Below are 13,000 nucleotides of genomic sequence, written 5' to 3' on the forward strand. Positions count from 1 at the left end.
GTCTGATGCAGGTTAAAAGATACAATCTTACCTATAAATTGCGGTAGCGCATTGCTCTGTTATCTGGCATCTAGAGGTGCCCTCCAACCCCTTTAAATTTTTCGATAAACGCCCCAATTTTCTGGAATACAGTCTGCTTTTTCGTTTTGTACTGAGGATTCAACGGACTGAGCTTTGGTAGCGTCTCGTTTAACTCCGTCCCATTTTCGGTAGCATATTCCCGTTTTAGTGATGTGCGGATATAGCGCCTTGCAGCCTCTTCATTGAGGTTTTCTTCCTTAATCAACGCCTCTGCTTCCCGCTGCTGTTCACGCTGAGCATAGGTAAAGAATGCATCAATGATACTGGCCTTGTCCGGCATGTCATCAAGGTTAGTTTGCTGAATAAAGTCAACAATCAGACCTTCTTTGGCACGGTTGCCCAGACTTGAGCGGATTAAGCGTCTGACCTCTTCAGTCAGGGCATCTTTACCTTTTTTCTCTCTGTTGTGGTCGAAAATCAGGCCAAGAATGTAGTCCAGGTTAATTTCCTGCGACTTCAGCAGGTCAATTTCAAACACCACGTCATCCCAGTCTGTGGTTGATTTATCCCTGTCGTTTGCTGCTTTTTCGCGTCGCTGCCAGTCCCGGATATCATTGTATGCTGAGCGATAGTCCTGAACTTTACGTTCTGCCGGGAGACGAATAGTTTGTAATTCAGCAAATTTTTCATCATCCACATAGTGCTCTGCTTTAAAGGTTTCTACCGCTTCCGGGTCACTAATATCAACCTTCTGCAGCGCTTTCAGTGTGGCAAATTCATCATAGTTTTGCAGGATGTTTTCTGCCCGCAGATATTCACCAAACAGTTTGACGAAGGCTTTTTTCTCTTTTTCACTGTCGATACTGGCAGGGTCAGGGAAGCGCTGCTCCAGCTCCGAAACAACAGCCATAAAACCTCGTTTAGCCTCACCGGTTGCCGCATCGGTAAAGCCCTGCATGTACTCTTCGTAGCTTTTTTCCAGCACCACATTCTTGGTGTTTTTGTCGCCAAAAAGTGTGATGGCATCAATGGTCGGACGCTCCAGGTCCCTGAAGGTCACGATATTGCCGAAGGTTTTGGTTGCATCATAGATACGGTTGGTGCGTGAGAATGCCTGCATCAGACCGTGATAACGCAGGTTTTTGTCAACGAACAGAGTATTGAGCGTCGGAGCATCAAAGCCAGTTAAGAACATTCCCACCACGATGAGAAGGTCAATATCCTGATTTTTCACCCGTTGAGCTAAATCGCGGTAGTAGTTCTGGAAACCGTTACTGTCGGTGCTGAAATTGGTTTTAAAGTGGTTGTTATAGTCATCAATGGCTAAATCCAGGAATTCCTTCGCGCTGCTGTTCATCGCGCTGGTATCAAAGCTTTCGTCAGTAATATCACCAATAGCGCTTTGCTCTTCATTTGCAGCAAAGGAGAAGATGGTTGCCACCCGAAGGCATTTATAGCTGCCAGATTTCTTCTCTGCTTCTTCCTGTAGCATTTTAAACGTCGTGTAATAAGCTTTCGCCGCGTCCACGCTGCTAACTGCTAACATGGCGTTAAAGCCCTTAGCTCCCGGGAAGGTTCGGTGCGTTTTCTGCCGGAAGTTATTGAGAATGTATTGCGTTATTTCCTGGATACGCAGGGGGTGCAAAAATGCCTGTTGGTTTTCAGCCGCGCTGAGTTTTTTCTCGTCTGTTTCCGTTTCAAGAGACTTAAACTGTGGGCGGACATCGTTATAGTCCACCTTAAACTTCAGCACTTTTTCATCACGAATCGCATCAGTAATTACGTAAGAATGTAATTCACGCCCGAAGACGCTGGCGGTGGTTTCTGCCCCCAGTGCATTTTCCGGGAAAATAGGCGTACCGGTAAAACCAAACTGATAAAAGCGTCTGAATTTCTTTTTGAGGTTTTTCTGGGCTTCACCAAACTGGCTGCGGTGACACTCATCAAAGATAAACACCACCTGCTGCTGATAGACGGGCAGGTCAGCTTCGGCTTTCATCAGGTTATTGAGTTTCTGAATGGTTGTGACGATGATTTTGTTATCGTCCTTATCCAGGTTTCTTCTGAGGCCTGCTGTATTATCCGAACCATTGACACTGTCCGGAGAGAAGCGCTGGTACTCCTTCATGGTCTGGTAATCGAGGTCTTTCCTGTCGACCACGAAGAAGACTTTATCAATAAAGTCCAGTTCCGTAGCCAGACGTGCGGCCTTAAAGCTGGTCAGGGTTTTTCCTGACCCTGTGGTATGCCAGATAAACCCGCCGCTTTCGGGTTTTGACCAGTTCTTCGCTTTAAAAGAGCTGTTAATTTTCCAGAAAATGCGCTCGGTGGCGGCAATCTGATAGGGACGCATGACCAGCAGCGTCTGGCTGCTGTCAAACACGCTGTAATTAAACAGAACATTCAGCAGAGTATGCTTCTGGAAGAAAGTGGCGGTAAAGTCCTTCAGGTCCTTAATCAAAGTGTTATCCGATTTCGCCCAGTTCATGGTGAAATCAAAGCTATTTTTATCCCGTTTAGTGGTACTGGCAAAGTACCGGGTATCAGTCCCGTTGGAAATCACGAAGAGTTGCAGGTATTTAAACAGGGAGTTATCGCTGTTAAAGCTTTCCTTGCTGTAACGGTGTATCTGGTTAAAGGCTTCACGAATCGCCACGCCACGCTTTTTGAGTTCGATTTGCACCAGCGGCAGGCCGTTAACCAGAATGGTGACGTCATAACGGTTAGCGTGTGAGCCGGTCTGCTCAAACTGCTGAATGACCTGCACCTTATTGCGCAGCAGGCTCTTTTTATCTATCAGATAGATGTTTTCCAGACGACCGTCATCAAACGTGAAATCACAGATATAGTCGATATGGATTTTACGGGTTTTGTCCAGGCTGCTGTCACTGGGGCTGTCCAGATACTGCTCTGCGAAACGCCGCCATTCACTTTCGTTAAACACCACACCATTAAGACGCTGAAGTTGGTCCCGCACATTCGCCAGCATCGCAGTCGGTGACTTAACGGAGATAAACTCATAACCCTGATTAAGAAGGTCCCGAATCAGTTCACGCTCTAGGTCTGATTCGCTCTGGTAGCTTTCACTTGATTCCCAGGCTTTGGTGTATTTCTCAAGAACAATAAAGTTATTGGATTCAGCGATGGTGTGTGTCTGTTGTGTCATGGTGTATCCTGTGCGTCATCGGGCAAAGTCCGGAAGGGGGTTAGAGCATCTTCCGGCATTCGTAAAGCCTGATATCGGGCGGGTGAAAACAAACTCTGCTGGTATCAATAGTCTGTCAGTTACTGGTGGCGTCTGGCTTTGGAAAATTGAGCAGCAAATTACGATAGTATTCGTACTGTTTCCGCCGCAACTCTATTTCACGGGGAAGGCCTCCGGTGACCGAACGGGTCAAGACTTCAAATCTATCTAGAATCTCAATAATACGATCCTGCTCGGCAAGTGATCTATTAATATCGCTTGCGAAAGGAACCGGGACGATAATTTTCTTAATCATAGGAACTGTAATTTGTGGGATTCCACCATCGGTGCCCCCAATAGGCGTCATATCTAAAACATAATTAAGATATCGTGTTCTAACTAAATGCTTATTGGCGACTAATGCTATCAAGCGAATAATAGGGGTGAACTTTGCCTCCCTGACTGTATGATATCCAACCTTTGCCCCTCGCGCTGAAATTGTCACCGCATCACTGTCGATTTTGTACGAATCAGTGTAACCATATAACGCCTTTTCATCCGTGGCGTTTGCGTAAACTGGATAAGGGTGTTCATTTGTTGGTCGTGTTTGGCCTTTAACACAATTTTCAGGGACATCTCCTCCAGCAGAAATCAATGTACAAATATCACCCAGCGCTTTAAATTCTACCTCTTCTTCTGCAAAACTCAGCATTCGGTCGCGATAGTAGTAGAACTGTTTTTTCCGTGCAGTTAGCTCATTAGTAAGTTCAGTGATGAGGTCCGTAAATTTATCCAAAATTCTGACAATTTCAGACTGTATTGTGAGAGACTTTTCAGGGTCGTCTGGGCAAGGAATTGGAATTTGAAAATTTTCCAATGTTGAGAGCACGATGTATGTCATAGCTGCGCTATTAGTTTTTTCTTCTAGGTATTTCTTAAAGCTTTGGCTGAGGACGAAATATAAAAAACGCACATTCACATTATCTGCAAAGTTTGTTAGTACATAAGTGCGTTGATATGCTTCGAACTTACCAATGTAATGTTTTATATCGCCAACATTCGCATTTCCTGCTATTAATAATGCCTCTGTATTCCAGCGGTATTTATCTATTCGGCTTGTCTCTTTGGCTGTCGTGAAAAACATGAATTCACCATCGTCAACAGCTGCATTTGCATTTAGTTTTCCTGTTTCAATTTTGCAGACACTGCCTAAAGTTTTCCACTCAACTTCAACCCCATACATTAGTTTTTCAAGATAACTTAGCTCACTCATTTCTGCACCTCGTCACCTTCAATCTCAGCCACAATTGAGTCGATGTCCTTGCGTAACCGATCGATTTTACCGACGGTGATTTTCAGTTCGGCATTAAGTTCTGTGATATCTACAATTTCGCGGGTATCCAGGGCTTCTACGTAGCTACTGACTGAAAGGTTATAGCCATTGGCAGCAACTGTTTCATGAGGGACAGTTTTCGCAAGATGGTCAGTATCCGCTTTGCTGGCAAAGACCTGCATAATCTGTTTGATATGGCCATCAGTCAGGATATTGTTATTGGTTTCTTTCTTAAACAACCCGCTGGCGTCAATAAACTGAACGCGGGTATCTGTTTTGTGCTTTGACATCACCAGAATGTTAACGGCAATGGTAGTGCCGAAGAACAGGTTAGGTGCCAGAGAAATCACCGTTTCAACATAGTTGTTGTCGACCAGGTACTGTCGGATTTTCTGCTCTGCACCGCCACGGTAAAAAATACCGGGGAAGCAAACTATTGCTGCACGCCCTTTAGCAGACAGGTAGTTCAGCGCATGTAGGACAAATGCAAAGTCCGCTTTTGATTTCGGGGCCAGTACACCAGCTGGAGCAAAGCGCTCATCGTTAATCAGGGTCGGGTCGTCACTGCCAATCCACTTAACCGAGTACGGAGGGTTAGAGACAATCGCATCGAACGGTTTTTCATCGCCAAAGTGAGGCTCAGTCAGGGTATTCCCCAGTCTGATATCAAATTTGTCGTAGTTGATGTTGTGCAGGAACATGTTCATACGCGCCAGGTTAAAGGTTGTATGATTTATCTCCTGACCATAAAAACCTTCTTCAATGATATGGTTATCAAAGTGCTTCTTCGCCTGAAGCAGCAGTGAACCAGAGCCAGCGGCAGGGTCATAGATTTTGTTGACGTGAGTCTGACCGTGCATCGCAAGCTGAGCAATCAGCTTGGAGACGTGCTGAGGTGTGAAGAACTCCCCTCCAGACTTACCGGCATTTGCCGCATAGTTAGAAATCAGGAACTCGTAGGCATCACCGAAAAGGTCAATCTGGTGCTCATTAAAATCCCCGAGCTTTAGCCCTTCAACGCCTTTCAGAACGGCGGCAAGACGGCTGTTTTTGTCTTTAACTGTGTTACCCAGTCGATTGCTGGTCGTATCGAAATCGGCGAACAGGCCTTTGATGTCAGCCTCGGACGGATAGCCGTAGGCAGAGCTTTCAATAGCGACGAAGATACTGTTTAAATCAGCATTCAGCCTGTCGTTGGTGTTCGCTTTAGCGGCAACGTTGCAGAACAGCTGGCTCGGGTAGATGAAATAGCCTTTAGTCCTGATGGCATCGTCTTTGATGTCATCGGTAATGATGCTGTCATCAAGTGCTGCATAATGTATGCTCTCATCCCCTGCTTCCATGTAGCTGGAAAAATTCTCACTGATGAAGCGGTAGAAAAGTGCACCGAGTACATACTGTTTAAAATCCCATCCATCTACTGAGCCCCTGACATCATTGGCAATGGCCCAGATTTGACGGTGTAGCTCTGCACGCTGCTGAAGGCTTGTCATCTTGTATCCTGTTGTATGATTCTTAAGTACTGTTATTGGCCCGATTTTATCGCAATTTCATATGGATGACAGGCTTTGTATGTCATGCGTTGCACTGAGAGTTCGTTTGCCCGGTTGTGTAGCCAACGCTCTTTCAGTCAGGCCAGTAGAAACGTTGCGCTGATGATAAATACTGAAGCCCCAATACTATCGGGGCTGAACGTTCAGTCGGTGAGAATTTCTTCATCCGTATCCATTGTGGATGGTGATGAATCTATTTTTGTTGTAAGAAATACCCGATTCAGCAGTCTTTGCTTCAGGGCGTTTCTTCGCTCATTGTAGAATTCCGGGAAGCGACTGAACTCAATATTTTCATCTGAAACTAACAACATTGATGGCGTATAGTTGTTTGATGAATGAGATAGCCATTGTTTCAGGGATGTATCCTGTTTACTTATATTCTGAGAGTGATTCAGTAAATGAAGATTAGGTATGGTGTCCCAGTGCTCCGGATTTTCATAAAAGCTGAGGTTTTCTGGTGTATTCGCAACATAATCTAATTTTTCAAGATATTTCTTTGAAAAATGATTTCTTGGGTGAAGGTGATCAATATGAAACACCTCGGTCGGATTCATTTCAGGGAACAGAAGATGCAATAGTGCGCGGCAACGACCTTCGCCATATCTGATATTGAGAAGGCTTTCGATGTATTCGTCGTCAAATCTAAGGTCTTTATTCGAGCCTTTATATCTGTCAATAATCTTCTCAAGAGGAAAATGAATATCTGAAAGACTATTCTTCATTACATCTCTGATACTCGTGAGTAGCGCATCGGCCTGGCTTCCAAAGATCCCTTTCAGAAGTACCATGTAAAACCACTGGCTAATTACTGAGCGTTCATTGTGGTTTTTATTCAGGAGATTAATCGTTGTATATAATGGATGTCCACTGTTTTGCTTTTTGTAAAGCCAGTAGACCACAGGAATGACTGCATTTTTAGATATCAAAGACTGTGGATTGATGCCGAATCGCCTGATAAGAATAAAAGACTCCTTGATACAGGATTTTATTTCAGACCATTGCTGTTGTATCTTACCGACCTCCTCTGAAGTGAAGTTTTTTACTTTGAACCGGACGTCAGAGTCAATAAGCATCAGGCTGGTTTTTAAGAACCAGTCTCTTTCAATATAAAACCCCATCTCGTTGTTCTGATAAATATTTTTTGTCAGTTCATCCAGTTCTCTTCTGAAATCCCCCTGCCAGTGCGCTACCGCTATTGACATCAGTAAGTCGGAGAACTCAAGTTTTGTCCCCCCGCTGTTCGTGCGGATGAAAACATCCAGCACATGATCAATGTCCTGACTGCTTTCATTGAAGTAGTGGATAAGATTTTCAGTTCTTATCTTGGTATAAAGTCTCAGTAATGTTTTTCTGGAAAATTCACTGGAAATGAGTCCTCTTTTTTCGAGTTCTGGTTCGACAACGTTAAATAAAATATCATCCGGAGAATCATGTTGCTCGTATTTGAATATTTCGTGCAGGCAGAACCAGTGATGTTTGTTGTCTGTAAGTGAATCAGCGTATTGCTTCTCGGTGAGGAACCTGAAGTTGTACTTCATCATGAGTTCGTCGTCTGACTTAAGTGGCGCTGTTAAATCGACGTAAAGCTTTCTGGGTGGCAGGATGCGATCATCCTGTGCCGAAGGCCACCACATCCGGGGCTGTTTATACGCATACGTTCCACACAATCCAATATATAATGATGTGAGACGCTGCTGACCATCAATCACCGCCTTGAAATCATGAAATCCAGCATTTGTTGCTACGCAGGGGTTTTCTTCATTAAATCGCTGACAGTATTCTTTCAGGAATTCATAGAATTTGTAATCGTTTTTAATACTGGCACTACGGATATCCCACATCATGAAAGAGTTTATCGGGTAGTCTCGCATGATGGAATCAAACAGCAAACATATTTGACTGCTGCTCCAGACGAACTTCCTCTGAATTGCAGGCAGAAGATAGTGGCGTAAATTAATTGAATCTATCGCTTGTTTTATCGTTATTGCTTTTTCATACTGGCCAGCCATCATAAACCTCATATGTTATATTAGCTGGCCTATTTTAATTTATTGCGTGTCGGTAGTACAGTCTTTGTACAAACTAATTTATGCAATGGAAAAGCTGACGGCTCGGTTTGTGTTTTTCATTCGGGTAGACTCGCATTGCGGATGTACAAAGTGATGAAACCTGTCTTGCTATATTTTTACCGAAGTTAACAAGTAGGCCGTGCTTTATTTTTTCACCCTCTGCCCTGATGCTGATGACAAAGCTGAACTGATATACGATTACCTCAATGAGGTCATTGCCAAATGTTATGATGGCGGCGTTGTTTATTTCATATTCATAATCCCTCAGGTCAGTGTTAAGTCTTGCTGTTGCATCTACAAGTGCGTATTCTTTATCGATAATCATAACTTTCTCACTTATCATGTTAATGTGATTTAATCATCACTAATAATATGTTGTGATTTTAATTACGATTATTCGTCTGTTTACTCCCGTAATGCATTATCTGATGAATAATGTTCATGTGGGGTAAGGCTTCCATAAAGTCAGACTGTTCAATCAGCGAAATGAGTGTGTTATCGATCTCAAACGTTGTATCCGGTAATACCTCAACCAGCCTGATTCGGGACAGGGAAATAACGAACACGCCCGATGACGTACATCCGGCAAGAAACCACTCCGCATGGCTGCAAAGCAGACGGTAGGGATGAACGGTATGGCTGACGTTTTCGTCGGTTCTGATACGCACCTGGGTCTGGTTAAGTATGGCGAGCGTCAGTCTGCTGAAATCACCGAAAAGGGTGGGTTTCTGGCGCGGCTCCGGTAGCATAATCCTGTATGGCGAGGGACGTTCCCCGTCAAGCATCAGGCTCAGTAGTTTGGCATCCATCGCGGGTAACAGACGGTCAAGATGCAGCAACCTCGCCAGTATCTTCATATCCCGTTCCGTGCGGCGACGAAAGTAATGTGAGGCAAGCTGATACACGCCGTTGCTCTGTTCAATATCAAGGTAGGTCAGACGGACGTTGAAATCCCGTCGCAGCGTTCGCGTCGTCACTCCAAATTCTTCTGCCAGCGTCCCGATATGCAGCTTTTCACCCTGAAACAAACGGCTCAGGATGATGGAAAGGCGGGTTGCCAGTCTGTCATGTTCGTTTTCTTGTGTTATCAGCGTCATACATCATTTCCGAATTTAGCCGGGAAATGATGCCAGCAGTAGCGGACAGGATTTGTCCGCCCTCTGAAGTTTTTTAAAGTCTGAATACCTTAAATGTAAGTGCTAAACGTCAGTATTCTCAGGTGAATAAAGATGCTTCTGGCGCATGTAGGCAATAAAAATGCAGGATGGTAGCGTCACCCGGTATGCGGGACCGGCTAAATCAATCAGCAGCCAGAGAGAACTGAGCACCCAGCCCACGGGACCGGCAAAAGCGCCCATGGTACGCGTCAGCATGGCATTTCCTGCAACGGTCAGCCCTCTGCCTAACAGGGCTTTCGCCACACCATTTGTGACAACAAGTGCCATCTGGTAGGCCGCAAACCCGGATGTTTTTATCCCCGCCTGGATTGCCATGGTCAGCAACTCCGGCGTGGGGTTGCTGTAGCCTGTCTGCAATTCTTCCGCCACGGTCTTTAGCTGATCGGGCGTCATCTTCTCAAGGCTTTTCTCCAGGATCTTCATCAGCAGATTCATTTCAATGGTTTCAACACTGGATTTGTTGTTGTAGTTCACCTTCATTTTATCGCAGGCATCGGTAAGAATTTCCCGGTACAGCACCCCTTTACCCCAGCGGAGCAGCGTGGCAAAGCTGTTCGCCCCAAACGTCTGAACCTCGGCGGCAATGGCATCCCAGTAGCGCGGGTGGTTGGGCTTGTGTTTTTTATACTGAGGATCGTAAGTCAGCGTTTCCGTGATGCGTGCCAGTCCGTCTTTCGGATCGCAGATAAGCACAGAAACCAGTAAATCCAGATCGTCACGATGGCAGTGGCGCAGAAACTCAAGGTCGGGGTCGTGTCGGTAGGTAGCCATATTTCACCTCATTGCAGATATTGGACCTGACAGTTTAATTACTCCCCCCGGACAGGATGTGTCCGGCTGATCAAGAAAAAGTAAAAAAAAACCTGCCCGAAAGCAGGTTTCTGTTCACCGGATGGAGGTATAACGCGTCGGGATTACTTTCCGCGCCATTCCTTTTCCACTTTATCCGCAAAAGCATCGCACTGCCGGGCATATTCCGGGTTATAGAGCAGCTCCGACTGCGAAAGTTGCATGGCGGTCATGCTGCCGTTACGGGCATTTGATTCGAGCCAGGTTCTGCCATAGGTCTTGTTCATCACCTGAAGTACCCTGTTGAATACCGGTCCGTTGATGCGGGCATTGAGATTGACGCCTTTTAACTGAAGGCCGCTGTCGCTGGTCTGGGTCAGGCGGGTGGAGTACATCGCGCAGAAGGTCGAATTGGTAATCATCTGAGCGTCAGCCTGCTCGTCGGCGAACGCGCTGTGGCTGAAGGCGGAAAGCAGAATTGCGGCGGTTAACAGTTTTAAAGTTTTCATCATGTTCCCTTATGGATTGAAAAGCGGAGACAGCCTGCCATACGGGGTGGTCAGGAGATGTCCGGCAGAGAAAAAAGTCAGGGTTTCAGCGAGGGAGCCAGTCGCCAGCGGTGAGGGCCAGCGGATTCCAGCACAAAGGCCAGTTGAGCGAGGTCCCGTCTTGCTGTGCGGGGAGAGACGTCAAACTGCCGGATGATGTAGCGAACAGATATTGTCTGACCGTAAAACAGCACCATGGTCAGCCGGATAAGCCGTTCTCCCTGTCCGGTGACACGTTGCCTGCAACGGCTGGCTTTCATCGTTGCCATACGCGCCATCGGTCCCCTTTCTGAAAAGAATCGAGATGTCTGGCAAGCCAGATATCAGGGCACGAATCGCCGGTAACGCAGCGGGCAGTAAACCGGTGGCAGTTAAAGTCGAGCAGGCTATAAGGATAGCGCTGACCCACTGCCGCCTTTGCCCGTTCAGCGGCCCGCGCACAACCCCGTGGTGTCAAATCCATACAGTCGGTATACACAGAGATAGCGGAGTTCCAGCCATCGAGCCGGTCAAGAAACTCACGAGCATTACTTCGGATAACAATGCCGTCGCCGTCAAGATGAACAATGTCGCCATTACCCACATAGATACCGCTGTGTGCGGCAAGGCCAAAAAGCAGTTCGCACTGCACGATACCACCGTAAGCCGGTTCATCGACGCAGGACAGAATGCAGTTATCGATAAATGAATCCACGAAGTTCAGCAGCAGAAGCCGGTACATAACATTCAGTTCCTTACTACGGGGGAGAGGGGGGATGCGTGGGAAACCGGGTGAATACTCAGCTTTCCCACAACGTACGGACCGTGAAAACCCCCATATCGTGGTAAGCCATAAAGTTACTTTCCCATAGCGACCAGAACTCACGGGCGTCGACATGAGAGATATCGCCACAACGGGAAAGCCACGTGTATTGTTGCGTCCAGCTCACATCGACATCTTTTTCAAGCTCAGGCCATGGATGCCCTGCATAGTGAAAATCGGTGACGTAATCGAGCTGCCAGTCTTCTCCGGCAGGGATGAGGCGTATTTCGACCGGATGCCAGCCGCCCTTTTCCGGTGAGTATTCAGGGTCACGGAAGTTAATGGTTAATCCGGTGATGGGGTGACGATGAGGCGGTTTTTGCGCAACGATACCCAGAAGCAGTTGGGTGAACGACCGGGAGAGCGGCAGCACATAGCCGCCCTGCAATATAGCGGGTGATGACATAGTGAATTTCCTTTTTAAGGGGTATGGAACACAGAAAAAGCGGGGGATTAGTCCTGGCTGATTGCGGCAAGCTGCGTCAGACGGTGCTGCCAGTCGGCATAGCAGCGGTGCATAAAGAGTCTGCTGCTGTCCGCTTCGATAAGGCAGATATCCGGACTTCTGAGCACGGCAGCAAGAAAACCTGCGTTATTGGTGCTGCCTTGACCAAACAGTGGGCGAAATACACGGGACGGAAAGCTGTCCTGCTGCTGTTCCAGAATGGCGTGAATCGCATCAAGCGCTACCCATTCACGGGAGAACAGGCCTCCTTCGCCATTGGCGGTTAAGCGCAGGGCAAGGCTTCCGGTTTCACCCTCTTTACCCAGCTCATACGTCAGCAGTCCCTTGCTATGGGGGCTGATTTTCTCTGCTTCCCCGCTGTAGAACACGGTATAGCTTTCGATGACGGCGGCTTCGGTAGCGATTTTTTTCTTACTCATGGTTCAGCGCCTCAATCAGGTTCTGGAGTTGAGTGATAATGGTCGTTTCTGGGAATACCAGATAGATACCCTGTCCGTTATCACAGACGATACCGAGAAGCAGATACCAGCCATCATCAAGTGCGGTGACGTATTCCGGGTTAGCCAGTGCCACTGCCAGCAGCGGGTCTTCGGGGAGGGTGTCATCGTGGTTGAGATGCCAGAGCAGGGTTCCCGTTTCGTTCCAGAAATCGGTAAACAGGTCGATATCATCGACGGGGCCGAGGATTTCATTGCTGAGGGCTTCCAGCGCGGAGGCGGGCAGGTTGAGAAGGGGAAGACTGGTGGGGGTAGTGAGTTTGAACATGATTATCTCCATTTGATTGATTTCAAATGGATAATATGTGCCTGTTTTGTGGCGTGTTACGGCGAAGTATGGAAAAAGGTTTTGACATCGTGGATTTTTTCCAGTTACATTTATCCCGCCTTCAGTGCAGGTCTGTTCATGGCCAGTAAGCATTAAGGAGTCCAGCGCGGCTACCCCGATGAACCATCAGGTGAGTCGTTGACTGGTACAGCGGTCAATGATGTATGCAGGTTATATCCTGCCATCTTTCGCTGTTCTGAGCCTTCACAGTGATGTGTTGTTTCGGGGCGTT

At 46.9% G+C, this 13,000-nt stretch carries 13 protein-coding genes; all 13 read right to left on the reverse strand.

What is annotated here, in order from left to right:
* Positions 1 to 70: 70 nt before the first annotated feature.
* Entirely contained in the window at positions 71 to 3,187 is a 3,117-nt protein-coding gene (locus JZ655_RS01580) for an HsdR family type I site-specific deoxyribonuclease (RefSeq protein WP_207292834.1), read from the reverse strand.
* Positions 3,188 to 3,302: 115 nt separating this feature from the next.
* The gene (locus JZ655_RS01585) at positions 3,303 to 4,478 is read right to left on the reverse strand and encodes a restriction endonuclease subunit S (RefSeq protein WP_207292835.1); all 1,176 of its coding nucleotides are present in this window, start codon (positions 4,476 to 4,478) and stop codon (positions 3,303 to 3,305) included.
* Positions 4,475 to 6,031 carry a type I restriction-modification system subunit M gene (locus JZ655_RS01590; protein WP_207292836.1) on the reverse strand — a complete coding sequence of 519 codons (1,557 nt, stop codon included), beginning with the start codon at positions 6,029 to 6,031 and terminating at the stop codon, positions 4,475 to 4,477. Before JZ655_RS01590 ends, JZ655_RS01585 begins: the two co-directional genes overlap by 4 nt.
* Before the next feature lie 203 nt (positions 6,032 to 6,234).
* Complete coding sequence (locus JZ655_RS01595; protein ID WP_242637292.1) at positions 6,235 to 8,103, reverse strand: DUF262 domain-containing protein; 1,869 nt, start codon at positions 8,101 to 8,103, stop codon at positions 6,235 to 6,237.
* 70 nt (positions 8,104 to 8,173) lie between these two features.
* A complete protein-coding gene (locus tag JZ655_RS01600) occupies positions 8,174 to 8,485 on the reverse strand; it encodes a hypothetical protein (RefSeq protein ID WP_207292837.1) in 312 nt (103 codons plus the stop codon).
* Between the two features lie 58 nt (positions 8,486 to 8,543).
* A complete protein-coding gene (locus JZ655_RS01605) occupies positions 8,544 to 9,257 on the reverse strand; it encodes a helix-turn-helix transcriptional regulator (protein ID WP_032165642.1) in 714 nt (237 codons plus the stop codon).
* A gap of 102 nt (positions 9,258 to 9,359) precedes the next feature.
* Positions 9,360 to 10,109, reverse strand: coding sequence for a YaaW family protein (locus JZ655_RS01610; RefSeq protein ID WP_000257250.1), 750 nt, complete (start codon positions 10,107 to 10,109; stop codon positions 9,360 to 9,362).
* 143 nt (positions 10,110 to 10,252) lie between these two features.
* On the reverse strand, positions 10,253 to 10,636 hold the full coding sequence (locus JZ655_RS01615) for a hypothetical protein (RefSeq protein ID WP_155025207.1): 384 nt from the start codon (positions 10,634 to 10,636) through the stop codon (positions 10,253 to 10,255).
* A 77-nt stretch (positions 10,637 to 10,713) separates the two neighbouring features.
* On the reverse strand, positions 10,714 to 10,953 hold the full coding sequence (locus JZ655_RS01620; RefSeq protein WP_042080396.1) for a DeoR family transcriptional regulator: 240 nt from the start codon (positions 10,951 to 10,953) through the stop codon (positions 10,714 to 10,716).
* Positions 10,932 to 11,396, reverse strand: a complete 465-nt coding sequence (locus JZ655_RS01625) for a lecithin retinol acyltransferase family protein (RefSeq protein WP_057060184.1) — start codon at positions 11,394 to 11,396, stop codon at positions 10,932 to 10,934. The genes JZ655_RS01620 and JZ655_RS01625 overlap by 22 nt, the downstream gene beginning before the upstream one ends.
* Before the next feature lie 58 nt (positions 11,397 to 11,454).
* Positions 11,455 to 11,883 carry a DUF2787 family protein gene (locus tag JZ655_RS01630; RefSeq protein WP_026080582.1) on the reverse strand — a complete coding sequence of 143 codons (429 nt, stop codon included), beginning with the start codon at positions 11,881 to 11,883 and terminating at the stop codon, positions 11,455 to 11,457.
* Positions 11,884 to 11,930: 47 nt separating this feature from the next.
* Positions 11,931 to 12,362, reverse strand: a complete 432-nt coding sequence (locus JZ655_RS01635) for a hypothetical protein (RefSeq protein ID WP_017382949.1) — start codon at positions 12,360 to 12,362, stop codon at positions 11,931 to 11,933.
* On the reverse strand, positions 12,355 to 12,708 hold the full coding sequence (locus tag JZ655_RS01640) for a hypothetical protein (protein WP_207292838.1): 354 nt from the start codon (positions 12,706 to 12,708) through the stop codon (positions 12,355 to 12,357). The genes JZ655_RS01635 and JZ655_RS01640 overlap by 8 nt, the downstream gene beginning before the upstream one ends.
* Positions 12,709 to 13,000 lie beyond the last annotated feature (292 nt).

This window comes from Leclercia pneumoniae (assembly GCF_017348915.1).
Classification (GTDB): domain Bacteria; phylum Pseudomonadota; class Gammaproteobacteria; order Enterobacterales; family Enterobacteriaceae; genus Enterobacter; species Enterobacter pneumoniae.